Here is a 26,219-nt window from a genome sequence, read left to right as displayed (position 1 = left end):
TGGGTCCTGCCGTGCCCCCACCGCCACTGAAAGCACGAGGAAGTCCCATGGCAGCATCGGCAGCGCATGACGGCGCCGTAGAGCGCATCGTCATCGAGAACTGTGCGATTGCGACCGTCGACGCGAACGACACCGAGTACGCCTCGGGCCACGTTGTCGTCGCCGGCAACAAGATCGAGTCCATCGGTGCGGGCAAAGCCCCCGAGAACCTCGACAATGTGGTCCGCCGCATCGACGGCACGGGTCACCTCGTCACCCCGGGTCTGGTCAACACGCACCACCACTTCTACCAGTGGATCACCCGCGGTCTGGCCACCGACCACAACCTCTTCAACTGGCTCGTCGCGCTGTACCCGACGTGGGCGCGCATCGACGAGCAGATGGCCTACACGGCCGCCCAGGGCTCCCTGGCGATGATGGCCAAGGGCGGCGTCACCACCGCCATGGACCACCACTACGTCTACCCCAAGGGCTCCGGCGACCTCTCCGGCGCGATCATCCGCGCCGCGTCCGAGATGGGCGTCCGCTTCACCCTCGCCCGCGGCTCCATGGACCGCAGCAAGAAGGACGGCGGCCTGCCCCCGGACCACGCCGTCGAGACCCTCGAGGGTGCGCTCGCCGACACCGAGGCGACGGTCAAGAAGCACCACGACCACTCCTTCGACGCGATGACCCAGGTCGCCGTCGCCCCCTGCTCCCCCTTCTCGGTCTCCACCGAGCTGCTCAAGCAGGGCGCCGAGCTGGCCCGCCGCCTCGGTGTGCGCATGCACACGCACGGCTCCGAGACCGTCGAGGAAGAGCAGTTCTGCAAGGAACTGTTCGGCATGGGCCCGACCGACTACTTCGAGTCGACCGGCTGGCTCGGCGAGGACGTGTGGATGGCGCACAGCGTCCACATGAACGACTCCGACATCGCCGCGTTCGCCCGCACCAAGACCGGCGTCGCGCACTGCCCGTCCTCCAACGCCCGTCTGGCCGCCGGCATCGCCCGCGTCCCGGACATGCTCGCCGCCGGCGTCCCGGTCGGCCTCGGCGTGGACGGCACCGCCTCGAACGAGTCCGGTGAGCTGCACACCGAGCTGCGCAACGCGCTGCTGATCAACCGGCTGAACCCGGTCCACCGCGAGGCCGCCCTCAACGCGCGCCAGGCCCTGCGCCTCGGTACGTACGGCGGCGCCCAGGTCCTCGGCCGCGCCGACAACATCGGCTCGCTCGAGGTCGGTAAGTGCGCCGACCTGGTGATGTGGAACCTGAGCACCCTGGCCCACTCGTCCATCGCCGACCCGGTCACCGCGCTGGTCTTCGGCGCGGCCGCCCCGGTCACCCTCTCCCTGGTCAACGGCAAGCAGATCGTCGAGAACAACCGACTGCTCTTCGCCGACGAGGACGCCATCGCGGTGTCGACCCGGGAAGAGGCCCAGCGCCTCGCGCGGATCTCCGCGCAGGGCTGATCCCCACGGAGTCCGGCCGGGGGGGACGGCCCCCGGCCGGCGGTCGCGGACCCGAGCGGGGTCCGCGGCAGCCGTTCCCGGGAAGCGCCCGAGGATTTCCGAGGGCGCCCCCGGGGGCGGTGACTCGTGCCACTGCTTCTGGAACGAATCGGGCGAATCGTTTCTGCATGCCTTCACACAACTGAACACGAGATCGACTCGCACAGCTTTCGCACCACCTCCAAGACACCCACGTCCCTGCCGACGTGTTACCCGACCGGAGGAAGCCGTGGCCAAGACGCCCAGGTTTCGAACAGATGCTGTCGCAGTACCGGAGGAGAAGCACCCGGTCGACGAGACCCTGCCTCCGCTGAAAATGTTCACGAGCGGCCTCCAGCACGTGGCCGCCATGTACGCGGGTGTCGTCGCCCCGCCCATGATCGTCGGCCCTGCCGTCGGACTCTCCGCCACCGAGACCGCGTTCCTGATGGGCGCCTCGCTCTTCACCGCCGGCCTCGCCACCCTCCTCCAGACCCTCGGCTTCTGGAAGGTCGGCGCCAAACTCCCCTTCGTCAACGGCGTCTCGTTCGCCGGTGTGACCCCGATGATCGCCATCGGCAAGGGTGAGGGCGCGGACGCCGTCCCCATAATCTTCGGCGCGATCATCGTCGCCGGGCTCGTCGGGTTCCTCGCCGCCCCGTACTTCGGGAAACTCGTCCGGTTCTTCCCGCCGGTCGTCACCGGCACGGTCATCACCCTGATCGGCGTGTCCCTGCTGCCGGTGGCCTTCAACTGGTCACAGGGCGGCAACCGCACCGCCACCGACTACGGCTCGATGAAGAACATCGGCATGGCCGCCGTCACCCTCGTGATCGTGCTGCTGATGCGCAAGTTCCTGCGCGGCTTCCTCCAGCAGATCTCCATCCTGCTCGGCCTGGTCGCGGGTACGCTGATCGCCCTCCCGCTCGGTATGACCAGCTTCGACGCCGTCAGGAACGCCTCCCTCGTGGGCTTCCCGACCCCGTTCCACTTCGGCGCCCCGCAGTTCCAGGCCGCCGCCATCGTCTCCATGTGCATCGTCATGCTCGTCTGCATGACCGAGTCCACCGCCGACATCCTGGCGCTGGGCAAGATCGTCGGCCGCCCGGCGGATGCGAAGACCATCGAGGGCGGGCTGCGCGCCGACACCCTCGGCAGCGCGCTCAGCCCGCTGTTCAACGGCTTCATGTGCAGCGCCTTCGCGCAGAACATCGGGCTCGTGGCGATGACCAAGGTGCGCAGCCGGTTCGTCGTCGCCGCCGGCGGCGGCATCCTGATCCTGCTGGGCCTGTGCCCGATCGCCGCCTCCGTCATCGGCGTGGTCCCGCTGCCGGTCCTCGGCGGCGCCGGCATCGTGCTGTTCGGCTCGGTCGCGGCCAGCGGGATCCAGACCCTGGCCGGCGCGGCCATGGAGAAGGGCGAGAACGCCCTGATCGTCGCCGCCTCGGTGGGCATCGGCCTGATCCCGATCGCGGCACCGGACTTCTACCACGCGTTCCCGAAGGACCTGCTGGTCGTCCTGGACTCGGGCATCAGCACGGGCTGCGTGGTGGCCATCGCGCTCAACCTGGCCTTCAACCACTTCGGCGCCCGGCGCGGCGCGGCTGCCGCTCCGGAACCGGTGGCGGTGCACTGACCCTACGGAGGGCCGGCCCACTACGGCGGTGCGTACGCCACCCACTGCGGGTGTGGCGTACGCACCGGCCGTCTTTCCCCACCCGCCCGGGCGGGGGAGTCAGCCGGCGGCGCCGGGGGCCGGGGGTGTCCAGAGCATCAGGTTGCTCATCAGCTCGGCCTGCTCGATCGCGTCGTCGAGCGCGTGGTGGGTGTGCCGGCGGCGGGAAAGCAGCTGCTTCGGCATCCGCCCCTTGACGGCTGCGCGCAGCGGCACCTGCGCCTTCGCCGCGTACAGGGTCTTCATGTCGAGGCAGCCGGAGTGCCCGAAGGGGCTGTCGCCGCCGAACCGGATCAAGTACCAGTACAGGAAGGTCCAGTCGAAGGAGGCCGGGTAGCCGCACATCACGGGCTGGGCCCCCGTCTCCGCGGCGACCTCGCGCACCCAGGCGCGGAACTCGGCCATGGCCGCCGCGGGTTCGGCGCCCTCCCGCACCAGCCGGTCCCGGTCGAGGCCGCTGACGGCCAGCGCCTCGGGGACGTACGCGTCGCTGATCGGCCGGAGTTCGCGGTAGAAGGTGTGCTGCTCGGGGTCGGCGGCCGTATACGAACCGCCGTCCTGCCGCCCCGCGACGGCGGCCCCGAAGCTGATCATCGAGTACGGGCCGGGGATCGGGCCGTCGGCCTCGATGTCGACGGAGATGTAGAGGCTGGGACGTACGGTACGGGTCGGCATGATCCGGGATCATGCCAGCCCGCGGCGCTGTGATCATCCGGATTTTCGGTGTCCAGGTTGCCGGGTGGCCAGGTGGCCGGCGGGCCGCGGGGCGGGGGTCGTGCCAGGTCCAGGGGGTTCGGGGCATGTCACGAGAATGCGTGGCATGCCCCGGGGGCCGGGGCCCGGCGCAATGGAGGGCATGAACCGGGCGGACCCGCCGTCCGGAATTCCGGAAGCAGGACAGCCATGGCTGCCCTGAACCCCCTGCGCAAGGCGATCCTGGTCGCGGTTTCCGCCGCGGCCGTGCTGATCGGTGGCGGATCGGCCTACGCCGCATCCAGTGCCGCCTCCCTGGCCGACGACCCCTCGGGAGCGAAGCTCCTGCGGAACACGTCGAGGCCGTGGCGAAGGAGGCGCTCCGGCTCTACCCGCCGTTGTGGCTGCTCGAGCGGACCGTCGACCGGCCCACCCGGCTCGCCGGCTACCCGCTGCGCCCCGGCCAGCGGGTGGCCGTCAGCCCCTTCGTGCTCCAGCGGGACCCGCGCCACTACGACCGGCCGGCGGCGTTCCGCCCCGAGCGCTGGACGGAGCGCCCCGCCACCCCGTTGCCCAAGTACGCCTTCATGCCCTTCGGCGGCGGACCGCGCACCTGCCTGGGCGCTCACTTCGCGATGGTCGCGATGGTCACCGCCACCGCCACCGCCACCGTCGTCGCCCGGCACCGGGTCACCCGTGCCGAGGGCACCACGCCCGTGTTCAGCACGCGCACCATCCTGCAGCCCGGCGGCCTCACCCTCGACGTCGCGGCCCGCACCCCGGTCCGCCACCCCCAGGGGGTGTCCGGCTAGCGCGGCCTGGTCATGCGGGCCACGATCCGTACGACCGTGCGGCGGCTCGCGAACCGCCCGCTGAGGGTCATGATCCGGTTCAGGGCCCCGGAGACCACGCTCGGCGGCGGGTTCTTGCGGTCCAGCGCCTTCAGCGCGGTGCGTACGACCTCCTCGGAGGTCTGCATCTTGGTGCCGCTGGCGGCGTCCTCGGTGCCGACCACGTCGAAGAACTCCGTCCGGGTCGCGCCCGGTGACAGCGCCAGCACGCGCAGCCCGTTGCCCCGGGACTCCTGCCAGAGGGCCTCGGTGAAGCTGAGCACGAAGGCCTTGGTGGCGCCGTAGACGGCCATGTTCGGGACGGGCTGGTAGGCGGCCGAGCTGGCGACGTTGACCAGTACGCCCTCGCCGCGGCGGCGCAGCGTGCCGATGAAGGCCCGGCTGATGTCGACGACGGCCATCACGTCGAGGCCCACTTCCTGGCGGAGCCGCTGCGGGTCCTCCTCGTGGAAGGGCCCGTACGTGCCGAATCCGGCGTTGTTGATGACGCTGGAGACCGTGATCCCGCGCCGTTCCACCTCGGCGGCCAGCAGTTCACCGCACCCTTCGACGGCCAGGTCCATGGCGATCACTTCGACGCTGACGCCGTGCGCCGCCGACAGTTCACCGGCGAGCGCCTTCAGCCGGTCCTCCCGGCGGGCGACGAGCACGAGGTCGGAGCCCCGTGCGGCCAGCCGGCGCGCGAACTCGGCGCCCAGGCCCGAGCTGGCGCCGGTGATCAGGGTGGTCCGGTCTCGGTAATCGACCGCGTTCACAGTGGCTCCTGCTCATGGGGGGACATCGTCTTGCCATCACTGTATGCCCGCTTGGCAGTGACTGCCAAGCGGGCAGTGGGAGCAAGGCTGGCGGTCCGCCTATATGCTGGGCGGATGGTGACCACCGCAACGCAGCCGAGCCTGTGGGACCGCTCCCGGCAGGCCGTGGTCGCGAGCATCTTCGGCACGGCCATGCGGCTCTTCGCCGAGCAGGGCTACGAGGCCACGACGATCGCGCAGATCGCCAAGGAAGCGGGCATCTCCCAGCGTTCGCTGTTCCGGTACTTCGGTACCAAGGAGGACATCGTCTGCGGCGAGCAGGAAGAGCTCGGCGAGCTGCTGCGCGCGACGGTGGAGGCCCAGCCCGCCACCGCCACTGCGTGGGAGGCCCTGCGAGCCGGTTTCGAAGTGCTCGTGGACGCGCACGGCGACCCCGCGCAGCTGCTGGAGATCACGGCACTGATCTTCGACACCCCGTCGCTGCGCGCCCGGTACACCCAGAAGCGGCTGCGCTGGCAGGAGCTGGTGCTGCCCGCCGTCACGGCCCGCATGGCGGAAGGGGAGGGCCTGGTCCCCGGCGTACGCGCCGCGGCGGTCGTCGCGACCGTCTTCGCCTGCGTGGACGCCGCCACCGAAGCCTGGGTCCGCAGTGGCGGCAGCGCCGACCTGGCGGCCCTGTACGACGAGGCACTGGCCGCCGTACGGGGCTGATCGAACGCGAAAGGGCGCCCGCGGAGCTCTCCGCGGACGCCCCGCACGGCACGCATGTCCCCGTCAGGGGGTGGGCGTCAGGAACATGCCCGTCTGGTCCGCTCCGGCGGTGTTCTTGCAGCCGGCGGCGGAGTTCGCGGGCTGGGCGACCGCCAGGGCCAGGCAGCGGCCGACGGCCAGCTGGCCGAAGTAGTTCGGGTGCATGGACTCCTGGACCGGCCCCTGCGTCTCGCTGCTGTCGATCCAGCGCGCCCACTCGCTCGTCTTCGCCGAGGCGGGAGCCGAGGTGGTCACCTGCTGGCTGGCCTTCGCGCACACCTCACGGCCCTGCATCATGTCCCGCAGGTCCAGGAACTGCACGCCCTTGGCGGCGGCAACCCCCTTGAGGCGACCGGCGATCTGCGGCACGAGCGAGTCGCGCGCCCAGTCGGAGTCCCGGTTCCAGAAGGGGCAGCCGCCGGTGTTGAGGCGGCTCCAGTCGCTCTGCGTGTACCGGTTCTCGGCGCCGCGCGGGATGGGTGACGGGTAGGACTGCAGCACGATCCGGTACGAGGAGTCGGTGTACCCGGCGGTCCGCATCACGGCGCGGATCTCGTCCACGGACTTGCCGACGTTCGCCATGACGCCGTCGATCTTCTGGTCGACCCCGTACTGCTGGTCGTCGTAGCAGTACGAGTTCCAGATGACGAAGTCGAGGGCGCAGTCCTTGATGATGTCGGCGAAGCCGAGGTCGTTGCCGCCGATGGACAGCGCGATGACCTTGACGTTGTTGGCGGCGGCCACGGCGGCCAGCTGATCGGCCTGCGGGGCCTCGCCCTTGAAGGGCACGCCGCCGTTGGAGGCGCGGAAGACGTTCTCGGAAATCGCCCCGGAGCAGGCCAGGTTCACGGCCACGTCGGCGATCGCCCCGGCGCTCTTGACCTCGGCGGAGTCGGAGCGGTGGCACCCGCCGGCGGTGGTGCCGTACACCTTGGCGGGGTCGTAGGTGCTCCCGGAGACCCACGCGCGGTCGGTCCCGGTCCGGTTCCCGCTGTTGGTCAGGCTGTTGCCCTTCCAGCGGCCGGCCTCGCCGGAGATGTAGCTGTCGCCCATGGAGACCACGGCGGTGGGCCCGGTCCCGGGACTGGCCACGGAGGTCCCGGCGGAGCCGGCGACCAGCGCACTGACGGTGAGCGGCAGAACCAACCCGCCCCCGGCGAGTCGTCGCACTCGACTGCGGGCTGGGTCCTTGCTGGCGTTGCGGAATCCGATCACGGCGGAACTCCTGCGGTCGGCCATGGCGAAGCCGGAGCGAACTCCGGCGCATGGCTGGGGAAGTGGGGGTACCGCCGGCCGGTGGCATCGGAAAGGTGACACGGCGCGCGTTGTTACCGCTAGGTACAGGAAAGTTACGATGGAGTAACAACCGATCGATCGGTCGGCCCGTCAGCCGCCGCGCCGCCCCGTCCCGCCCCTGGCCGGATTGCGCCGTTCCCTCGGCGGCCGTTCACGCTCACCCTGTGAACAGAAGCGCAACCAAGGCGGTCAACGGGGGAGCCACCATGGTCGAGCCGCTCTACGTACCCGTCCTGCCGATGCGCCGCGGCCCGCTCGCGGCGTACTCCCGGCTGGCGCCGTTCCTGCAGGCGGCCGTCTCACCGCTGTGGACGATCCCGCTGCGTACGAATCCGGCCGGACCGCCCGGACCGCCCGGCGCCGTCGTCGCCGCCCAACGGGCCACGCCCGCCTGGGTGGACGCCCGGCACCTCGAGGGTGCGCCGCGCGCCGTCACGGAGGGGCTCTGGCCGTACCTGCTCCACACGCCGCTCCGGCCGGTCACCGGCCCGGGCCGGCCCGACTGGCAGCAGTCCGGTTGCGCGGACTTCGCCCGGGCCTGCGGGAACGGCCTCGGGCTGCGGGTCCGTGCGGCCGACGCCTCCACGGAGCAGGGTGCCGAGGAGGTGCGCCGGCTCGTCGAGCGCCTGGCCGGTTGGGACCTCGCCCGGGACCTGCCGGTGGACCTGCTGCTGGACCTGGAGGCGGTCACCGAGGAGGACCACCAGGCGGACAAGTGCGCCCTGCGCGCCCTGGAATTGCTCGGCCCGCTCACCCGATGGCGCTCGATCGTGCTTCTGGCCGGTTCCTTTCCGCCCACCACGCCCGAGCCGTCGGGGTGGGGGCCGATCGAGGCGCAGCGACACGACTGGGACGTCTGGCACATGGTCCGCCACGCCCGGCCGGAGCTCCCCGTCGACGTCACCTACGGGGACTACGGCGCCCACCACGCCTTCGCGGCCGACGCCGGCGCGGGCGGCGGCGCGCCCTGGGGCGTCCTGCGCTACACGACGGACCGTACGTTCCTGCTGGCCAAGGCGCCCACGATCGGGGACGGGCATGCCGAAGAGGTACGGGAGATCGCCCGCCGGATGATCGCCGAGCCCGAGTTCCGCGGAGCCGGGTTCAGTGAGGGTGACCGCTGGCTGCACGCGTGCGCCACGGGTACGGGAACCCCCGGCGTCGGCAACGCCGAGTCGTGGATCCGGGCGGGCCACAGCCAGCACCTCGCCTACGCGGCATGGCGATTGAGCGCCTGAGGCACGAAACGGCTCCGCCCCCGGGCCTGGTGTGGCGCGGAGGCGGAGTGGGGTCGGCTGCTGTGCGAATCAGTCGACTTCCGGGGTCAGCCCACGAGCTGGTCGTAGGCCGGGAGGGTGAGGAAGTCCGCGTAGTCCGCGTCCAGGGAGACCTGGAGGAGGAGGTCGTGGGCCTGCTGCCACTTGCCGGCCGCGAAGGCCTCCTCGCCGATCTCGGCGCGGATCGCGGCCAGTTCCTCGGCGGCGATCTTGCGGGTGAGGTCGGCGGTGGCCGCCTCGCCGTTCTCGAAGACGACGCCCGCGTTGATCCACTGCCAGATCTGCGAGCGCGAGATCTCGGCGGTGGCCGCGTCCTCCATCAGGCCGAAGATGCCGACCGCGCCCAGGCCGCGCAGCCAGGCCTCGATGTAGCGGATGCCGACCTGGACCGCGTTGCGCAGGCCCTCGTACGTCGGTCGGGCGTCCAGGGAGTCGATCGCGATCAGCTCGCCGGGGGCGACGGAGACGTCCTCGCGCAGGCGGTCCTTCTGGTTCGGCTTCTCGCCGAGCACCGCGTCGAAGGACGCCATCGCGATCGGGACCAGGTCGGGGTGGGCGACCCACGAGCCGTCGAAGCCGTCGCCCGCCTCGCGGTCCTTGTCGGCCTTGACCTTGTCGAACGCGACCTTGTTGGCCTCCGCGTCCTTGCGGGACGGGATGAAGGCGGCCATGCCGCCGATGGCGTGCGCGCCGCGCTTGTGGCAGGTGCGGACCAGGAGTTCGGTGTACGCCCGCATGAACGGGGCCGTCATCGTCACCGCGTTGCGGTCCGGCAGGACGAACTTCTCGCCGCCGTCACGGAAGTTCTTCACGATGGAGAAGAGGTAGTCCCAGCGGCCCGCGTTCAGGCCCGCCGCGTGGTCGCGCAGCTCGTAGAGGATCTCCTCCATCTCGTACGCGGCCGTGATGGTCTCGATCAGGACGGTCGCGCGGACCGTGCCCTGCGGGATGCCGACGTAGTCCTGCGCGAAGACGAAGATCTCGTTCCAGAGGCGCGCCTCCAGGTGCGACTCCGTCTTCGGCAGGTAGAAGTACGGGCCCTTGCCGAGCGAGATGAGGCGCTTGGCGTTGTGGAAGAAGTACAGGCCGAAGTCGACCAGGGCGCCGGGGACCGGACGGCCCTCGACCTGGAGGTGGCGCTCCACCAGGTGCCAGCCGCGCGGGCGCATCACGACGGTCGCCAGCTGCTCGGCGGGCTTCAGGGCGTACGACTTGCCCGTGCGCGGGTCCGTGAAGTCGATGCGGCGCTCGTAGGCGTCGATGAGGTTGAGCTGGCCGAGGACGACGTTCTCCCAGGTGGGGGCCGAGGCGTCCTCGAAGTCGGCGAGCCAGACCTTGGCGCCCGAGTTCAGGGCGTTGATGGTCATCTTGCGGTCGGTCGGACCGGTGATCTCCACACGGCGGTCGTTCAGCGCGGCCGGGGCCGGCGCGACCTTCCAGTCGCCCTCGCGGACCTGTGCGGTGTCCGGGAGGAAGTCGAGGTGGGAGGTGCGGGCGATTTCGGCGCGGCGCTCTGCGCGACGGGCGAGGAGCTCGTCACGGCGGGGCGTGAACCGCCGGTGGAGCTCGGCCACGAACGCGAGGGCCGCCTCGGTCAGGACTTCGTCCTGCCGGGGCAGGGGCTCGGCGTCGACGATGGCCAGCGATGACGGCGCTGGTGCGGACATATCTGTCACTCCTTCAGCGGCGGTGCCTGGCGGCCGCGGGGAATGCTCGCGCAGGACGGCACGCAGTGCCGCCGGGTGTGGAGAGTTCCGGGATACGGTCGCGGGCGCCGTCTGGGGGTTCAGGGCGCTTCTGACCAGTGGATAGTAATTTCCTTATGGTGGAAGTTCAATGGTTTGTTGATGTCGAGATTCTCCGAGTCGACAGACTCTGGCGCCCGGTGGCCCTCAGTGCCACCTTCGTCACTGCCCGCTCAACTGCTGCTCGACCTCCGCTCAAGCCAGTCGTGCCAGGTCGGGCGGGGTGTCGATGTCGAAGGCCTCGGCGACGTCCCCGCACTCCACCAGCGTGAGCTCGTTCGCGTGTTCTGTCAGATGGACCCGCGCGCCCTTGTCTCCCGTCGCCGTCGCCGCGATGTCCGCCCAGCGGTCCGCTCCGAAGAGCACCGGATGGCCGCGCTCCCCGCCGTAGGCCGCCGCGACCAGGCTCGCGGGGGAGCGGTACGCCTCCCGGACCCGCGCCACCGCCGAGGGGCCGATGCCCGGCTGGTCCACCAGCGAGACGAGGGCCGCCGAGGCGCCCGTACCGGCGAGCGAGGCGAGCCCGACGCGCAGGGAGGAGCCCATGCCCTCCGCCCAGTCGGGGTTGTCCACGACCACGCAGCCGGTCAGGTCCGCCTGCTCGCGGACCTCGCGGGCGCCGGCGCCGAGCACCACGTGCAGCGGACCGCAGCCCGCCTCGCGCAGCACCCGTACCGCGTTCTCCACGAGCGGGCGCCCGCGGTACGTGAGCAGGGCCTTGGGGCGCCCGCCCAGGCGGCGCCCGCCGCCGGCCGCGAGGAGCAGGCCCGCGATCACGGGGTCAGGGGTCCGGGGGGTTGAGGTCGAGTCTGCGTGGGTCGGCATGTCAGCGATTCTCGCCCCTGCGGGCCGGTGCGTGGCCGCCGCGCCAGCAGGCGTCGTACGGAGGCCAGGGCGGGCCCGAGGCGCAGCGGCTCGGAGATCCGGTTCTCCAAGGCAGCCGCCAGGGCGCGTTCGGCGCGGTCGGTCAGTGGGGTCGGCGTGCTCGGCATGGGTGGTCTCCTTGCCAATCGGGGGCCAATACCGCGAGTCTGGACCCTGATTGGCCTGGCAGGCAGAGCCAATCAGGGGAGGTTGGCATGGCAAACGGGCGAGTCGTCCGGACGGCGGACAGAACCATCGGCAGCCGCCAGCTCGCGGCCCTGCTGCCTTCCGAGGTGCTGGCGCGCCCCGGCTACCGGTCCCTCGCCGACGCCGTGCGGACCCTGATCCTCGACGGCCGGATCGCCCTGCACGTACGGCTGCCCGCCGAGCGCGAGCTCGCCGAGGCACTCGGCGCCAGCCGTGCCACCGTCACCGGGGCCTACGACCTGCTGCGCGAGAGCGGTTACGTCCGCAGCCGGCGCGGATCCGGCACCTGGACCGAACTCCCCGAGGGCCACGGCCCGGTCGGCGCGCACCTGCTGGTCGGCTCCGGCGGCTACATCGCCGACGGCGATCCGGGGATCGACCTGGCCATCGCCGCCCTGGGCGCCCCCGAGGAAGCCCTCGGCGAGGCCCTCGCGTGGGCCGCGCCCCGGCTGCCGGGCCTCGCCCGGAGCCCCGGCTACAACCCCTTCGGGCTGCCCGACCTGCGCAGCGCCGTCGCCGAGCGGTTCACCCGGCGCGGGCTGGCGACCCGGCCCGAGCAGATCCTGGTCACGGCCGGTGCGCAGCAGGCGTTCTCGCTGGTCGTGAGCCTGTTGTGCCGGCCCGGGGACCGGGTGGTGACCGAGAACCCCACGTACGCGAACGCCCTCGACGCCCTGCGGCACGCCCGGCTGCGCACCGGGTCGATCGCCGTCTCCGACGCGGGCTGGGACATGGAGATCGCCGAGTCCACGCTGCGCCAGACCGTGCCGAGGCTGGCGTACGTGATCCCGGACTTCCACAACCCGACGGGCCTGCTCATGCCTCAGGAGCAGCGGCTGCGGCTGCTGTCGGCGACGCGGCGGACCGGGACCTGGCTCGTGGTCGACGAGACCATCGCCGACATCGCCCTGGACGCGCCGTCGCCGCCACCGCTGGCCTCGCTGGCATCGGGGGGCGGGGCGGACCACGTGGTGACGATCGGCTCGCTCAGCAAGACGCACTGGGGCGGGCTGCGCGTGGGGTGGGTACGGGCCACCGCGAAGATGATCACCGAGCTGACGGCGGTGAAGGTGGCCGCGGACATGACGGGGTCGGTGCTGGACCAGCTGGTGGCGCTGCCGCTGCTGGAGGGGCTGGAGCGGACCCTGCCGGCGCGGCTCGCGCAGTTGCGGGGGCAGCGGGAGGCGCTGGTCGCTGCGCTCGAGCGGCACACTCCGGAGTGGTCGTGGCAGGTGCCGCCGGGTGGGCTGTCGCTGTGGGTGGACCTGGGGGAGCCGGTGAGCTCGGCGCTGGCGGAGCGGGCCGGTGCCTGCGGCGTGCACATCGGGCGGGGGGCGCGGTTCGGGGTGGCCCCCGGGACGTTCGAGCACCGGCTGCGGATTCCGTACACGTTGTCCGCGGACCGGCTGGACGAGGCCGTGCGGCGGCTGGCGGCCGCGTTCCATGACGGGGTTCCGCTGGCCCCGGCGGTGGAGCGGCCGCACTGGGTGGCCTAGGGGGTGTCTGACGGATCAGGGTCGGACGGCCCGGGCCGGCTTGCGGAAGCTCCGGAACCAGGCGTTGGACGCCGGGCGGAACATCAGGAACACGGCCGTGAGGACGGCCGCCACGTGGACGGCCCGGCTGGCGCCGAAGACCAGGTCGAGGGCGTCGGCCCCGTCGAGCGCAGCCGCGACGGATCCGCCGTCGAGGAGGTGCCCGAGGGGCTGGGCGACCATGGAGGCGGTGCCGAGGACACCGAGGCCGACGGCGAGGGTGATCCGGGCCCAGCGGGCGCCGGTGCGCATACGGCGGGCGATGAGGACGGCGGCGGTGAACACGGTGAGGCGGACGGCGAGCCCGACGCCGATCCCGGCGGCTCTCTGGTCGGCAGTCGGTACCCCGTATGCAACCGGGCGGACACACCGGGCACCCGCCTGCCGTCCGGTGTATCCGCCCGGGGGAAGGCCCCACCCGCCCCACCCCGCTCCACCCCACCCCGCCGGGTCCCGCCGGGCGGGGGGCCGGCGGGGTGGCTACGGGGTGCGGATCAGGCGGCGGGTCGCGGCCGTGGCCACTGCTGACGTGCGGGAGTCGACGCCGAGCTTTGCGTAGATGTGGACCAGGTGGGATTTGACCGTGGCCTGGCTCAGGAAGAGCTTCTTCGAGATCTGCTGGTTCGACAGGCCGTCGGCGACCAGCTGGAGCACCTCCAGCTCCCGCTTCGTCAGCGCCTCCGCGGGGGTGCGCATGCGGTCCATCAGGCGCAGCGCGACCGCCGGGGCCAGCGCCGACTGGCCCGCCGCCGCGGTGCGGACCGCCGCCGCCAGCTCCTCCGGCGGGGCGTCCTTCAGCAGGTAGCCCGAGGCGCCCGCCTCCACCGCCGCCAGGATGTCCGCGTCCGTGTCGTACGTGGTCAGGACCAGGACCCGGGGGGCTCCGGGCCGGCCGGTGATCGCCGCCGTCGCCGCCGAGCCGTGCATGCCCGTACCGAACTGGAGGTCCATCAGGACCACGTCCACCGGTTCCGAGGCGGCCAGTTCCACCGCCCGCTCGGCGGTGGCGGCCTCCGCGACCACCGCGAAGTCCGGCTCGGTGTCGAGCACCGCGCGCAGCCCGGCCCGGACCACCGGGTGGTCGTCGGCCAGCAGCAGGCGGATCGTCATCAGGATGCCTCCAGGGGCAGCGGCAGGGTGACGGCCACGGCGGTGCCCTGGCCGGGGGAGGACTCGACCGTGAACAGGCCGCCGAGGGTCTCGGCGCGCGAGCGCATGGCGGGGAGGCCGAACCCGCCCTCGCCGGTGGGGGCGCAGGAGGGGTCGAAGCCGGTGCCGTCGTCCACGACGTCCAGGGTCACCGAGGCGTCCATGAAGGTCAGGGTGATCTCGGCCCGGTCCGCGCGGGCGTGGCGCACCACGTTGGCCAGCGCCGACTGCGCGATGCGGAGCAGGGCGACTTCGTACGGGGTGGGCAGGACCCGGGGCGCGCCGCTCAGGCAGAACCGCACGCGCGGCCCCGGCGCGGCCGTGCACAGCCGCTCCAGCGCGGCGGCGAGGGAGCCGTGTTCCAGGTCGGGAGGGGTGAGCGCCCGTACGAAACGACGCGCCTCGGCGAGGTTCTCCTGAGCCGCCTCCCGGGCCCGGCCGATGTGTTCCAGGGCCGGGGCGTCCTGCGGAAGCGACCGCTCCGCCGCGCGCAGCAGGAGCTGGATCGAGGACAGGCCCTGCGCCAGGGTGTCGTGGATCTCCCGGGCCAGGCGTTCCCGCTCCGCCAGGATCCCCGCGTCCCGCTCGGCCGCGGCCAGCTCGGCGCGGGTGGCGATGAGCTCCTCGATCAGCTCGCGGCGGCGTTCGCTCTCGCGGTACAGCGCCTGGTAGCCCAGTACGGTCGCCACCGCCACGGCCCCGCCGAGCAGCGGCCCGAGGAAGGCCCCGGGCGACACCGCGCCGCTCTGCGCGTGCGCCAGGAAACCGCCGATCGCCGCGCACGCCGTCACCGCGACGGCGGCGACGCCCCAGCGCAGCCGTAGCAGGTGCAGCTCCAGGAAGTACAGCGGGAACGCGATCCACAGCCCGTCGGGGGAGACCACCAGCAGCGTCGCCCAGGCCGCGCCCAGCCCGGCCAGCCACACCGCCCCGGCGCGCTGCGAGCGGTGCACCGCGGGGGTCAGTACGCCGGCCGCGTACACGGCGGCCAGCACCGCGCAGGCGGCGACCACCCAGCCGGCCCGCGGCGCGGAGTCGGTGACGGCCCGCCCGGCGGCCAGCGCGAGCAGCCCGAACAGCAGCGCGTGCAGGCACAGGCGCAGGATGCGCGAGACGGGGGTGAGAGGGCGCGGAGCGGGGGATCGCGGAGGAGCAGCCATGGCCCGACCAGCCTAAGCGCGGCCCTGCGCCTCCCGGTCAATCGAAAGTTTGATGTCCGGATGCGTCGTTCGATACCAGGATCACTACCGTGGCGCGATGCCCCGGGCCCGCGCCGGAGACCAGGGTGGGGATCATGTTCGTCGCATGGAGAGATCTACGGTTCGCCAAGGGCCGCTTCGCCCTCATGGGCTCGGTCGTACTGCTGATCACGCTGCTGGTCGGCCTGTTGTCCGGGCTCACCGCCGGCCTGGCCCGGGAGAACGTCTCGGCCGTCACCGGCCTGCCCGCCACCCACCTGGCCTTCGCCGCGCCGACGGGGGAGCAGAAGGTGTCCTTCACCAACTCCCAGGTGCCCGAGAAGGCCTGGCAGGCCTGGCGGGCGCAGCCCGGTGTGAAGTCGGCGCAGCCGCTCGGCATCCGCACCACCAACGCGGCGGCGGGTGAGCGCACCGCCGCCGTCTCCGTGTTCGGCGTCGACCCGGCCGGCCCCCTCCCGCCGCGCGGCAGCGGCCTCGCCCAGGGGCAGGTGGTCCTCACCGAGAAGGCCGCGAAGGAACTCGGCGGCCTCGCCGCCGGCGGCAAGCTGAAGATCGGCCCGCTCGATTTGACCGTGGCCGCCGTCTCCGGCACCGCCGCCTACAGCCACACCCCCGTCGTTTGGGCGGACCTGGGTGACTGGCAGCGCATCGGCAACCCCGGCACCTCCCTCGACACCCTCGCCACCGTGGTCGCGCTCGACCTCGCCGGGCCGGCGGACCTCGCCGCCGGTGACGCGGCGGCCGCCACCAAGGCCAAGACCATTGACGAGGCGCTCGGCGCCATAGGGTCCTACCAGGCCGAGAACGGCTCGCTCCAGCTGATGCGCGGCTTCCTCTTCGTCATCTCGGCCCTGGTCATAGGGGCCTTCTTCACCGTGTGGACGATCCAGCGCAGCGGGGACGTCGCCGTGCTGAAGGCGCTGGGCGCCTCCACGCCGTACCTGCTGAAGGACGCGCTCGGCCAGGCCGTGATCATGCTCGCGATCGGCACCGGCCTCGGCACGGCGCTGGCCGCCGGGTTCGGCGCGCTGATCAGCGGGGGCGACGTGCCCTTCGTCCTCGACACCGCGACCGTCCTCGTGCCGGCCGCGATCATGATCGTGCTCGGTGCGCTGGGTGCGGCCCTGTCCATCCGGCGGATCACCGCCGTCGACCCCCTGACCGCCCTAGGGAGCGCCCGATGACCCTCCTCGTGCACGACGTCACGCTCACCTATCCGGACGGCGAGAGCCGGCTCACCGCCCTCGACCGGGTCCGGCTGGACGTACCCGCGGGCACGCTGACCGCGGTGATCGGACCCTCCGGTTCCGGCAAGTCCAGTCTGCTGGCGGTCGCGGCCACGCTGGTCACCCCGGACTCCGGGCAGGTGGTGGTGGCCGGCCAGGACACCGCGCGGCTGAGCGCGGCCGAGAAGTCGGCCCTGCGCCGCGAGAAGATCGGCATCGTCTTCCAGCAGCCGAACCTGCTGGCCTCGCTCACCGCCGCCGAGCAGCTCCAGGTGATGGCGCACCTGTCGGGCCGCCCGTCGCGGACGCTGCGCCGCCGTGCGCTGGAACTGCTGGACGCGGTGGGCCTGGCCGACAAGGCCGACAAGCGCCCCCACCAGCTCTCCGGCGGCCAGCGCCAGCGCATCAACATCGCCCGTGCGCTGATGAACGAGCCTGCCGTGCTCCTGGTCGACGAGCCCACGAGCGCCCTGGACCACGAGCGCGGGGCGGCCGTGCTCGACCTGCTGGTCACGCTGACCCGCGAGCGCTCCACCGCGACCGTCCTGGTCACCCACGACCACGCGCACCTGGAGCGGATGGACCGGACGGCGACGATGACGGACGGCCGCCTGACGGAGTCCGAGACCGAGACGGTCCCGGCCGCCTGAGCCGCTCCGTACGCCAAGGCCCCGGCCCCGCGCATCAGCGGGGGCCGGGGCCTTGGCGTACGTACGGGGGGACTCCCGCGCCGGAACCTACGCGGGGTTCTGGCTCTGCAGGGCCACGGACAGGTCGGCGGCGACGTTCTGCAGGATCGGCACGAACGACTCGGCCACGGCCTCGGTCACCCGGCCGGCCGGACCCGAGATGGAGATCGCTGCGGCGGTCGGCGAGTTCGGCACCGACACGGCCAGGCAGCGGACTCCTATCTCCTGCTCGTTGTCGTCGACCGCGTAGCCCACCTTGCGGACCTGCTCCAGGGCCTCCAGGAAGCCCTCCGGCGTGGTGATGGTCTTCTCGGTCGCGGCCGGCATCCCGGTGCGCGCCAGCAGCGCCCGTACCTCTTCCGCGGGGGTGTACGCGAGCAGCGCCTTGCCCACACCGGTGGAGTGCGGCAGCACGCGGCGGCCGACCTCGGTGAACATGCGCATGGAGTGCTTGGACGGCACCTGGGCGACGTAGACGATCTCGTCCCCGTCGAGCAGGGCCATGTTCGCCGTCTCGCCGGTCTCCTCGACCAGGCGGGCGAGGTACGGCCGGGCCCAGGTCCCCAGCAGGCGCGACGCGGACTCGCCGAGGCGGATCAGCCGGGGCCCGAGGGAGTACCGTCGATTGGGCTGCTGCCGGACGTAGCCGCATGCCACCAGGGTGCGCATGAGGCGGTGGATGGTCGGCAGCGGCAGACCGCTGGCGGTGGAGAGCTCGCTGAGGCCGACCTCGCCCCCGGCATCGGCCATGCGTTCGAGCAGATCGAAGGCGCGCTCAAGGGACTGAACGCCACCGCTGGCGGCGGTGGGCTTCGCGGAAGCGTCGGTGGTGCTGGCGCTGGACGTCGGCACGGCGCGGTCCTTTCGGTGCTGGCAGGCAAGGAAGCAGCCTACCGGTCGGTCGGCGTCGGCCCTAGAGCCGGGTCGAAGCCGTCCCCGCCGGTCAGAGGGGGTTTGTCCGGGTGGCGGACGTCCTCGGGAAGTTACCCGACCGCCCCCGGTGGTGATAGCTACATTCTGGATAGTGAAATCTTAATTCCATCCTGTGGAAACATCCAATTGCGACACCGGTGTGTCAGTGCTCTGTCCGGGCGCTCTTGACTGGCTCCGGATCGGCGGCGAGACTCCGTCAACAGAACGTTGAATTTCGCTCTGTGGAAGTAGATGGGGAGGTTCCGGCGTGTCCGACGACGTGGAACTGGTACTGCGCTCGACTCGCGTCATCACCCCCGGGGGGACGCGCGCCGCTTCGGTCGCCGTCGCCGCCGGGAAGATCGTCGCCGTACTGCCGCACGACGCCGAGGTGCCGGCCGGCGCCCGGCTCGAGGACTTCGGCGACGACGTCCTGCTCCCCGGCCTGGTCGACACCCACGTGCACGTGAACGACCCGGGCCGCACCGAGTGGGAGGGCTTCTGGACGGCCACCCGCGCCGCCGCGGCCGGAGGCGTCACGACGATCCTCGACATGCCGCTGAACTCCCTGCCGCCGACCACCACGGTCGACCACCTCCGCGTCAAGCAGGAGGTCGCCCGCACCAAGGCGCACGTGGACGTCGGCTTCTGGGGCGGCGCCCTGCCGGACAACGTCAAGGACTTGGCGCCGCTGCACGACGCCGGCGTGTACGGCTTCAAGTGCTTCCTGTCGCCCTCCGGCGTCGACGAGTTCCCCGAGCTCGACCAGGAGCAGCTGGCCACCTCCCTCGCCGAGATCACCGGCTTCGGCGGCCTGATGATCGTGCACGCCGAGGACCCGCACCACCTCGACTCCGCGCCGGCCGTCCCCGGGCCCAAGTACGCCGACTTCCTCGCCTCCCGCCCGCGCGACGCCGAGAACACCGCGATCGGGAACCTGATCGCCCAGGCGAAGCGGCTGAACGCGCGCGTCCACGTCCTGCACCTGTCGTCCTCCGACGCGCTGCCGCTGATCGCCGCCGCCAAGGCCGAGGGCGTCAAGATCACCGTCGAGTCCTGCCCGCACTACCTCACCCTCACCGCCGAGGAAGTGCCCGACGGCGCCAGCGAGTTCAAGTGCTGCCCGCCCATCCGCGAGGCCGCCAACCAGGACCTCCTGTGGGACGCGCTCGCCGACGGCACCATCGACTGCATCGTCTCCGACCACTCGCCCTCCACGGCGGACCTGAAGACGGACGACTTCGCCACCGCGTGGGGCGGCATCTCCTCCCTGCAGCTCGGCCTGCCGGCGATCTGGACCGAGGCCCGGCGCCGCGGACGCACCCTCGAGGACGTCGTGCGCTGGATGTCCGCCGCCCCGGCCGCCCTCGCGGGCCTCGCCGACAAGGGCGCGATCGAGGCCGGCCGCGACGCCGACTTCGCCGTGCTGGCCCCCGAAGAGACCTTCACCGTGGATCCCGCGGAACTGCACCACCGCAACCGGGTCACGGCGTACGCGGGCAAGACCCTGCACGGCGTCGTGAAGTCCACCTGGCTGCGCGGTACGCAGATCGCCGACCACGGCACCCCGACCGAGCCCACGGGCCGACTCCTCGAAAGGCAGAACTGACCAGTGGCGATTGAATCCTTCACCGGTAACGCGAACCCGTACGGAGGCGGCGACCCGTACGCGGACTACCGCACCGCGGACTTCCCGTTCACCCAGTACGCGAACCTCGCCGCCCGTGAGCTGGGCGCCGGTGTCACCTTCGCCAACGACGAGTTCTTCGCGCAGCGCGAGAACCTGCTCATCGCCGAGGCCGCGCACTTCGACCCGGAGCACTTCGGCCACAAGGGCAAGATCATGGACGGCTGGGAGACCCGCCGCCGCCGCGGCGTCTCCGCCACCCAGCCCTGGCCCACCCCCGAGGACCACGACTACGCGCTGGTCCGCCTCGGCGCCCCCGGCGTGATCCGCGGCATCGTCGTCGACACCGCCCACTTCCGCGGCAACATGCCGCAGGCCGTCTCCATCGAGGGCACCAACTGGGAAGGCGCCCTCGCGCCCACCCCGGAGGAGCTCCTCGGCGGCGACGTCAAGTGGACGACCCTGGTCGCGCGCACCCCGGTCGGCGGCCACGCGGCCAACGGCTTCGAGGTCACCGCCGAGCAGCGCTTCACGCACCTGCGCGTCAACCAGCACCCCGACGGCGGCATCGCCCGCCTGCGCGTGTACGGCGAGGTCGTACCGGACCCGGCGTGGCTGGCCACCCTCGGCACCTTCGACGTCGTCGCCCTGGAGAACGGCGGCTCCGTCCAGGACGCCTCCAACCGCTTCTACTCCCCGCCGACCAACACCATCAACCCGGGCCGCTCCCGCAAGATGGACGACGGCTGGGAGACCGCGCGGCGCCGCGACAACGGCAACGACTGGATCCGCTACCAGCTGGTGGCCGACTCCGAGATCCGCGCCGTCGAGATCGACACCGCCTACCTCAAGGGCAACTCGGCCGGCTGGGCCTCGCTGTCCGTCAAGTCCGGCGAGGAGGGCGAGTGGACGGAGTTCCTGCCGCGCACCCGGCTGCAGCCCGACACCAACCACCGCTTCGTGCTGGACACCCCGGCGGTCGGGACCCACGTCCGGATCGACATCTTCCCGGACGGCGGCTTCTCCCGCCTGCGCCTGTACGGCTCGCTGACGGAGGCCGGCGCGGCCGCGCTGACCGCCCGCCACCAGGAGCTGGGCGGCTGACGCCGTCCCCGTGACTGCCCCGGGGGCCGACACCCCCGGGGCCCGCACGGCCCGATGGGGCGCACCGCAATCGGTGCGCCCCATCGGCGTATCCCGTGGGCGTCACGCCGCGTGGCCGCCGTCCACCGCGAACTCGGCGCCCGTCACATAGGCGGCGTCCGGGCCCGCGAGGAAGGACACCAGCCCCGCCACCTCCGGCGCGCTGCCGAAGCGGCCGAGGGCCGTCAGTGCGCTCTGCGCGGCGGCGTGGGGGCCGTCCGCCGGGTTCATGTCGGTGTCCACCGGGCCCGGATGCACGAGGTTCGCGGTGATGCCGCGCCCGCCGAGCTCCCGCGCCAGCGCCTTGTTCAGGCCGGTCAGCGCGGCCTTGCTCATCGCGTACAGGGTGCCGCCCGGACCGGGGACCCGCGCGGCCATGCAGCTGCCGATGGTGACGATCCGGCCGCCGGGGCCCATGCGTGCGGCCGCGGCCTGGGTGGTCAGGAACACGCCGCGCACGTTGACCGCCAGTACCCGGTCCACATCGGCCAGGGTCAGGGCGTCCAGCGGCCCGAGTACGCCGATGCCCGCGTTGTTGACGAGTGCGTCGATCCGCCCGAGGCCCCGTACGGTCTCCTCCACCGCGGCGACCGCCTGCGCCGGGTCGCCCACGTCGGCCCGGACCGCCAGGGCGCGGCGGCCGAGCGCCTCGATCTCGCCCACGACCTCGGCCGCGGCCTCCGCGCCGCTGACGTAGGTCAGCGCGACGTCGATGCCGTCCTGCGCCAGCCGCAGGGCAGTGGCCGCCCCGATGCCGCGGCTGCCGCCGGTCACCAGTGCCACCACCGCGTCGTTGGTGCCCATGGTCTTCTCCCTCGTCTCGGTCCGATAAGTCGTTGCGGGTTCAATGAAATAGGGGGAGGGGTGCGGGCGCTGGCGGGAATCGGACCTCGCGTTCGCGCGCGCCGCCCCGATGAGTTCCGGGGCTGCCGGGAGTCTGAACCCGTGCAGGGGAACCCGCACAGGAGAGACCGGACGCAAGGAGCGCAAAGTCATGGGCAAGCTGACCCTCACCACCTTCGTGACCCTCGACGGAGTGATGCAGGCCCCCGGCGGGCCCGAGGAGGACCCCGGCGGCGGGTTCGCGTACGGCGGCTGGCTGACCCCGTTCTACGACGAGGGCGTGGGCGCGTTCACCACCGAGCTGTTCGACCGGGCCGGGGCCTTCCTGCTCGGGCGCCGGACGTACGAGATCTTCGCCGACTACTGGCCGAAGAGGACCGACCCCACCGACCCGATCGCGAGCCGGCTGAACGGCCTGCCCAAGTACGTGGCCTCCACCACGCTCAAGGAGCCGGCCTGGGCGGGGACCACCGTCATCGACGGCGAGCAGCTCCAGAGCGAGATCGTGCGGATCAAGGACGGGCTGGAGGGGCACCGCGAGCTCCAGGTCCACGGGAGCGGGCAGTTGGCCCAGTGGCTGCTGGTGCGGGACCTCGTGGACGAGCTGAACCTGGAGGTGTACCCCGTGTTCCTGGGCGCCGGGCGGCGGCTGTTCCCGACGGGCGGGCTGCCGACGGCCTACGAATTGACCGCCTCGCGCACGACGCCGAACGGCGCCGCCATCCTCACGTACCGCCCGACGGGCCGGGCCACCTTCGCCGCCTTCGACTGATCCCGCCCGCGCCGGCCGGGGCCCGGGCGGGCCCCCGGTGCAGCCCGCGTGAAACCGCTCGACCGCCATGATCGGCTCGGGTACGGTGAGCCGCGCCCGAGGGAGCCGCCGCAGTCTCCACCCGCTTCACGCCGATGGAGAGTCCCTGGTGAGCTCGTCCGCCCTCCTTGCACGCACTGCCGCCCCCCGCCGGGCCTGGTTCGCCGATCTGCCCGTCCTGGCCGTCGCCGTCGTCTGGGGCGGCAGCTATCTCGCCGCCAAGGGCATCACCACGGGCCACACCGTGATCGCCGTCCTCGTCCTGCGCTTCGCGGTCGTGCTGCCCGTGCTCGCCGTCGCCGGGTGGCAGCGGCTGCGGGCGCTCACCGCCGGGCAGCTGCGCGGCGCGGGCCTGCTGGGGCTCGTACTCGGCGGGATCTTCCTGCTGGAGACCTACGGGGTCGTCCACACCTCCGCCACCAACGCCGGGCTGATCATCAGCCTGACCATGATCTTCACCCCGCTCGCCGAGGCCGCCGTACGGCGCAAGGCCCCGTCGGGCGCCTTCCTCGCGGGCGCCGCGGCCTCCGTCGCCGGGGTCGTCCTGCTCACCCAGGGCGCCGGGTTCACCGTCCCCGGCCTCGGCGACCTGCTCATCCTCGGCGCGGCGCTCGCCCGGACCCTGCACGTCCTGCTGATGGCGCGGATCAAGGCCGTCCAGGACGCCGACTCGCTGTCGCTGACCACCGTTCAGTTCGGCGGCGCCGTCCTCGTCTTCGCCGTGCTGGCCGCCGTGCCCGGCACCGGGGACGGCCCCTGGGCGGCCGCCGCCGGATTCGGGGCCGCCGAATGGGCGGGGCTCGCCTTCCTCTCCGTCTTCTGCACGCTCTTCGCCTTCTTCGTGCAGATGTGGGCCGTACGCCGCTCCTCGCCCTCCCGGGTCAGCCTGCTGCTCGGCACCGAACCCCTGTGGGCGGCCGCGGCCGGCATCGCCATCGGCGGCGAACACCTCGGCCCGGCCGGCCTCGCAGGCGCCGCCCTCGTCCTCGGAGGCACCGCCTGGGGCCGCCGTGCCGTGACCGGATGATCCGGCACGCGTGACCGGAAATCGCCGGGCCCCGTACTGAGCAGTCACATTAATGTGACTGCATGCCACAACCGGACATCAGCGTGAGCGACGCAGACTTCCACGCGGACCCCTACTCCTTCTACGCCCGGCTGCGCGCGGCGGGACCGGTGCACCAAGTCGAGGTCACGGCCCCCGAGTACGCGCCCACCTTCCTGGTCGTCGGCTACGAAGAGGCCCGCCACGCCCTCAACCACCCGGGTCTGTCGAAGAACTGGATCAGCAGCGCAGTCCTGCCGGGTGTCGCGACCACCCCCGCCAACAGCAACATGCTGGAGGCCGACCCGCCGCACCACACCCGGCTGCGCCGCCTGGTCGCCCGCGAGTTCACCGCCCGCCGCGTGCAGGCCATGCGCCCCCGCGTCCAGCAGATCACCGACGATCTGCTCGACGCGATGGCGGACCGCCCGCAGCGCACCGCCGACCTGATCAAGGCCCTGGCCTTCCCGCTGCCCATGACCGTCATCGGTGAACTCCTCGGCGTCCCCGACCTGGACCGCGAGCGCTTCAGCTACTGGTCCAAGGAGGTCCTCGCGCCCACCTCCGTCAACCCGAGCACCACCGCGCACCAGAAACTCGGCGACTACCTCGCGGAGCTCGTCGAGGCCAAGGCCAAGGACCCCGGCGAGGACCTGCTCAGCGCGCTCATCCGGACCCGGGACGAGGACGGCGACGCGCTGTCGCCCGACGAGCTGATCGGCATGGCCTTCCTGCTGCTCATTGCCGGCCACGAGACCACCGTCAACCTCATCTCCAACGGCACGCGCGCCCTGCTGGCCCACCCGGACCAGCTGGCCGCCCTGCGCGCCGACTACGACGGCCTGCTCGACGGCGCGATCGAGGAGATGCTCCGCTACGACGGCCCGGTGCAGAACACCACCTACCGCTACGCCCGCGAGGACATGGAGATAGGCGGCACCGCCGTCCCGGCCGGGGCCACCGTCCTCGTCTCGCTGGCCGGCGCGGACCGCGACCCCGTGCGGTACGAGGCCCCCGACACGTTCGACGTCCGGCGCGCCCCGCAGGGCCACCTCGCCTTCGGGCACGGACTGCACTTCTGCATCGGCGCCCCGCTCGCCCGGATGGAGGGCCGCATCGCGATCCGCGGCCTGCTGGAGCGCTTCCCGGACCTCGCCGAGGACCCGGCCGGGGAGGCCCCGACGTACATCGGGGGCAGTCTGATCCGGGGCGTGACCCGGCTGCCGGTGCGCTGGTAGCCGCCGTCCGTGTCCGATTCCCTCCCGCACCCCTGCCCGGGGGGCCTACAGGTCCGGGAGCTCCGTCATCCGGACCGGGCGGCGCTCCCGGCGCGACAGCTCGCAGGCCTCCGCGATCCGCAGCGCGGCGAGCGCCTCCCGGCCGTCGCACGGGTTGGGGCCCTCCCCGCGCACCAGCCGGACGAAGGCCGCCAGCTCCGCCTCGTACGCAGGGCCGAACCGCTCCAGGAACCCCGTCCACGGCTTGCTCGCCGGGGGCGGTCCCTGCGGTTCGGTCGAGGCGATCGGCGTACGGTCGTCCAGCCCGGAGGAGACCTGGTCGAGCTCCCCGGCCAGCTCCATCCGCACGTCGTATCCGGCGCCGTTGCACCGGGTGCCCGTACAGGTGGCCAGGGTCCCGTCGTCCAGGGTGAGGACGGCGACGGCGGTGTCCACGTCGCCGACCTCGCGGAACATCGCCGGACCCGCGTCGGAGCCGGTCGCGTAGACCTCCGCCACCTCGTGCCCGGTCACCCAGCGGACCATGTCGAAGTCGTGCACCAGGCAGTCCCGGTACAGGCCTCCGGACGTCGCCAGGTACGCGGCGGGCGGCGGCGCCGGATCGGCGGTCATCGTCCGTACGGTGTGCAGCCGGCCCAGGGCTCCGGAGCGCACCAGCTCGCGCGCGGTGCGGCAGCCCGCGTCGAAGCGGCGCATGAAGCCCAGCTGGAGCACCCCGTCCACGGCCGTCACCTCGCGCAGCACGGCCAGCGTCCGCGCGAGGTCGGTGGCCAGGGGCTTCTCGCAGAACACGGGGAGTCCGCCGCGGACCGCCCGCAGGACCAGCTCCGCGTGCCCGTCGGTGGCGCAGGCCACGACCACGGCGTCCACGCCCCACTTGAAGACCTGCTCCACGGAGGGCGCGGCGGTCGCCCCCAGCCGGTCGGCGACGCGCGCCGCCCGCGCGGGATCGGCGTCGGCGAGCAGCAGCGAGCCGGCGTCCGGGTGGCGGGCCAGTGCCGCCGCGTGGAAGGAGCCGATCCGGCCCGTTCCGATCACCCCGATGCGCATGCACTCAACCTGACCCCGTCAGGGGTGGCTGTCAATCTGCCCGGAGGGGCCATCGATGGCAAAGTTGGCCCAGATCGCCTGGAAGGCCCCGATGACCGCACATGGTCCACTGTGGCGGATACTGAGCGGCTGGAACCGTAATGACCGCTTTGACAGCAGCAGACCGCAGA

General features: G+C 72.4%; 24 protein-coding genes. 13 read left to right on the top strand and 11 right to left on the bottom strand.

Annotated features, from left to right (window positions below):
• Positions 1-47: 47 nt before the first annotated feature.
• Positions 48-1,451, top strand: a complete 1,404-nt coding sequence (locus tag AB5J51_RS10330) for an 8-oxoguanine deaminase (protein ID WP_053785706.1) — start codon at positions 48-50, stop codon at positions 1,449-1,451.
• Positions 1,452-1,719: 268 nt separating this feature from the next.
• Entirely contained in the window at positions 1,720-3,105 is a 1,386-nt protein-coding gene (locus AB5J51_RS10325; RefSeq protein WP_369777505.1) for a nucleobase:cation symporter-2 family protein, read from the top strand.
• Positions 3,106-3,204: 99 nt separating this feature from the next.
• Here the strand turns inward: AB5J51_RS10325 and AB5J51_RS10320 are convergent, their stop codons facing one another.
• Positions 3,205-3,819 carry a 3'-5' exonuclease gene (locus tag AB5J51_RS10320; protein ID WP_133896494.1) on the bottom strand — a complete coding sequence of 205 codons (615 nt, stop codon included), beginning with the start codon at positions 3,817-3,819 and terminating at the stop codon, positions 3,205-3,207.
• Positions 3,820-4,202: 383 nt separating this feature from the next.
• Between AB5J51_RS10320 and AB5J51_RS10315 the strand changes: the two genes are divergently transcribed.
• Entirely contained in the window at positions 4,203-4,649 is a 447-nt protein-coding gene (locus AB5J51_RS10315; RefSeq protein WP_369777504.1) for a cytochrome P450, read from the top strand.
• On the opposite strand, the gene AB5J51_RS10310 is transcribed toward AB5J51_RS10315, so the two are convergent.
• Positions 4,646-5,443 carry an SDR family NAD(P)-dependent oxidoreductase gene (locus tag AB5J51_RS10310; RefSeq protein ID WP_369777503.1) on the bottom strand — a complete coding sequence of 266 codons (798 nt, stop codon included), beginning with the start codon at positions 5,441-5,443 and terminating at the stop codon, positions 4,646-4,648. The genes AB5J51_RS10315 and AB5J51_RS10310 overlap by 4 nt on opposite strands.
• A 114-nt stretch (positions 5,444-5,557) precedes the next feature.
• Here AB5J51_RS10310 and AB5J51_RS10305 point away from each other — a divergent pair, with 114 nt between their 5' ends.
• Complete coding sequence (locus AB5J51_RS10305) at positions 5,558-6,154, top strand: TetR/AcrR family transcriptional regulator (RefSeq protein ID WP_053785710.1); 597 nt, start codon at positions 5,558-5,560, stop codon at positions 6,152-6,154.
• Positions 6,155-6,217: 63 nt separating this feature from the next.
• Here the strand turns inward: AB5J51_RS10305 and AB5J51_RS10300 are convergent, their stop codons facing one another.
• The gene (locus tag AB5J51_RS10300; protein ID WP_369777501.1) at positions 6,218-7,408 is read right to left on the bottom strand and encodes a hypothetical protein; all 1,191 of its coding nucleotides are present in this window, start codon (positions 7,406-7,408) and stop codon (positions 6,218-6,220) included.
• A gap of 245 nt (positions 7,409-7,653) precedes the next feature.
• Between AB5J51_RS10300 and AB5J51_RS10295 the strand changes: the two genes are divergently transcribed.
• Positions 7,654-8,727 (top strand): hypothetical protein, encoded by a 1,074-nt coding sequence (locus AB5J51_RS10295; protein WP_369777500.1) that lies wholly within the window; start codon positions 7,654-7,656, stop codon positions 8,725-8,727.
• Positions 8,728-8,813: 86 nt separating this feature from the next.
• Here AB5J51_RS10295 and aceB read toward each other — a convergent pair whose 3' ends face one another.
• Both aceB and AB5J51_RS10285 read right to left on the bottom strand, forming a co-directional pair.
• Positions 8,814-10,433 (bottom strand): malate synthase A, encoded by a 1,620-nt coding sequence (gene aceB, locus AB5J51_RS10290; protein WP_053785712.1) that lies wholly within the window; start codon positions 10,431-10,433, stop codon positions 8,814-8,816.
• A gap of 273 nt (positions 10,434-10,706) precedes the next feature.
• Positions 10,707-11,336 carry an NTP transferase domain-containing protein gene (locus AB5J51_RS10285; protein WP_369777498.1) on the bottom strand — a complete coding sequence of 210 codons (630 nt, stop codon included), beginning with the start codon at positions 11,334-11,336 and terminating at the stop codon, positions 10,707-10,709.
• Between the two features lie 254 nt (positions 11,337-11,590).
• Between AB5J51_RS10285 and AB5J51_RS10280 the strand changes: the two genes are divergently transcribed.
• Positions 11,591-13,078 carry a PLP-dependent aminotransferase family protein gene (locus AB5J51_RS10280; protein WP_369777497.1) on the top strand — a complete coding sequence of 496 codons (1,488 nt, stop codon included), beginning with the start codon at positions 11,591-11,593 and terminating at the stop codon, positions 13,076-13,078.
• 15 nt (positions 13,079-13,093) lie between these two features.
• Here the strand turns inward: AB5J51_RS10280 and AB5J51_RS10275 are convergent, their stop codons facing one another.
• The 3 genes from AB5J51_RS10275 to AB5J51_RS10265 form a co-directional block, all read right to left on the bottom strand.
• Positions 13,094-13,402, bottom strand: coding sequence for a hypothetical protein (locus AB5J51_RS10275; protein ID WP_136224470.1), 309 nt, complete (start codon positions 13,400-13,402; stop codon positions 13,094-13,096).
• Positions 13,403-13,597: 195 nt separating this feature from the next.
• Positions 13,598-14,227 carry a response regulator transcription factor gene (locus AB5J51_RS10270; RefSeq protein ID WP_136224469.1) on the bottom strand — a complete coding sequence of 210 codons (630 nt, stop codon included), beginning with the start codon at positions 14,225-14,227 and terminating at the stop codon, positions 13,598-13,600.
• A complete protein-coding gene (locus AB5J51_RS10265) occupies positions 14,227-15,426 on the bottom strand; it encodes a sensor histidine kinase (RefSeq protein ID WP_133896487.1) in 1,200 nt (399 codons plus the stop codon). The genes AB5J51_RS10270 and AB5J51_RS10265 overlap by 1 nt, the downstream gene beginning before the upstream one ends.
• 134 nt (positions 15,427-15,560) lie before the next feature.
• Here AB5J51_RS10265 and AB5J51_RS10260 point away from each other — a divergent pair, with 134 nt between their 5' ends.
• Together AB5J51_RS10260 and AB5J51_RS10255 are read left to right on the top strand one after the other, a co-directional pair.
• Entirely contained in the window at positions 15,561-16,649 is a 1,089-nt protein-coding gene (locus AB5J51_RS10260) for an ABC transporter permease (RefSeq protein ID WP_369777496.1), read from the top strand.
• On the top strand, positions 16,646-17,341 hold the full coding sequence (locus AB5J51_RS10255) for an ABC transporter ATP-binding protein (protein WP_053786677.1): 696 nt from the start codon (positions 16,646-16,648) through the stop codon (positions 17,339-17,341). The genes AB5J51_RS10260 and AB5J51_RS10255 overlap by 4 nt, the downstream gene beginning before the upstream one ends.
• 87 nt (positions 17,342-17,428) lie before the next feature.
• Here AB5J51_RS10255 and AB5J51_RS10250 read toward each other — a convergent pair whose 3' ends face one another.
• On the bottom strand, positions 17,429-18,232 hold the full coding sequence (locus tag AB5J51_RS10250) for an IclR family transcriptional regulator (RefSeq protein ID WP_030293066.1): 804 nt from the start codon (positions 18,230-18,232) through the stop codon (positions 17,429-17,431).
• 328 nt (positions 18,233-18,560) lie between these two features.
• Here AB5J51_RS10250 and allB point away from each other — a divergent pair, with 328 nt between their 5' ends.
• Both allB and alc read left to right on the top strand, forming a co-directional pair.
• Positions 18,561-19,901: an allantoinase AllB gene (gene allB, locus AB5J51_RS10245; protein ID WP_133896484.1), complete on the top strand. Its 1,341-nt coding sequence runs from the start codon at positions 18,561-18,563 to the stop codon at positions 19,899-19,901.
• A 3-nt stretch (positions 19,902-19,904) separates the two neighbouring features.
• The gene (gene alc / locus AB5J51_RS10240; protein WP_053786675.1) at positions 19,905-21,023 is read left to right on the top strand and encodes an allantoicase; all 1,119 of its coding nucleotides are present in this window, start codon (positions 19,905-19,907) and stop codon (positions 21,021-21,023) included.
• Positions 21,024-21,125: 102 nt separating this feature from the next.
• On the opposite strand, the gene AB5J51_RS10235 is transcribed toward alc, so the two are convergent.
• The gene (locus AB5J51_RS10235) at positions 21,126-21,866 is read right to left on the bottom strand and encodes a 3-oxoacyl-ACP reductase family protein (RefSeq protein ID WP_369777494.1); all 741 of its coding nucleotides are present in this window, start codon (positions 21,864-21,866) and stop codon (positions 21,126-21,128) included.
• Positions 21,867-22,056: 190 nt separating this feature from the next.
• On the opposite strand from AB5J51_RS10235, the gene AB5J51_RS10230 reads away from it, so the two are divergent.
• The 3 genes from AB5J51_RS10230 to AB5J51_RS10220 all read left to right on the top strand — a co-directional run bounded on the left by AB5J51_RS10230 (position 22,057) and on the right by AB5J51_RS10220 (position 24,999).
• The gene (locus AB5J51_RS10230) at positions 22,057-22,677 is read left to right on the top strand and encodes a dihydrofolate reductase family protein (RefSeq protein ID WP_133896482.1); all 621 of its coding nucleotides are present in this window, start codon (positions 22,057-22,059) and stop codon (positions 22,675-22,677) included.
• A gap of 148 nt (positions 22,678-22,825) precedes the next feature.
• Entirely contained in the window at positions 22,826-23,743 is a 918-nt protein-coding gene (locus AB5J51_RS10225; protein WP_369777492.1) for a DMT family transporter, read from the top strand.
• A gap of 62 nt (positions 23,744-23,805) precedes the next feature.
• Positions 23,806-24,999 carry a cytochrome P450 gene (locus AB5J51_RS10220; RefSeq protein WP_107093500.1) on the top strand — a complete coding sequence of 398 codons (1,194 nt, stop codon included), beginning with the start codon at positions 23,806-23,808 and terminating at the stop codon, positions 24,997-24,999.
• A gap of 45 nt (positions 25,000-25,044) precedes the next feature.
• Here AB5J51_RS10220 and AB5J51_RS10215 read toward each other — a convergent pair whose 3' ends face one another.
• Positions 25,045-26,049: a Gfo/Idh/MocA family oxidoreductase gene (locus tag AB5J51_RS10215; protein WP_053786671.1), complete on the bottom strand. Its 1,005-nt coding sequence runs from the start codon at positions 26,047-26,049 to the stop codon at positions 25,045-25,047.
• Between the last annotated feature and the right edge of the window lie 170 nt (positions 26,050-26,219).

Source organism: Streptomyces sp. R33 (assembly GCF_041200175.1).
GTDB classification, from domain to species: domain Bacteria; phylum Actinomycetota; class Actinomycetes; order Streptomycetales; family Streptomycetaceae; genus Streptomyces; species Streptomyces katrae_B.
This window is presented reverse-complemented; position numbering and strand designations above follow the sequence as displayed.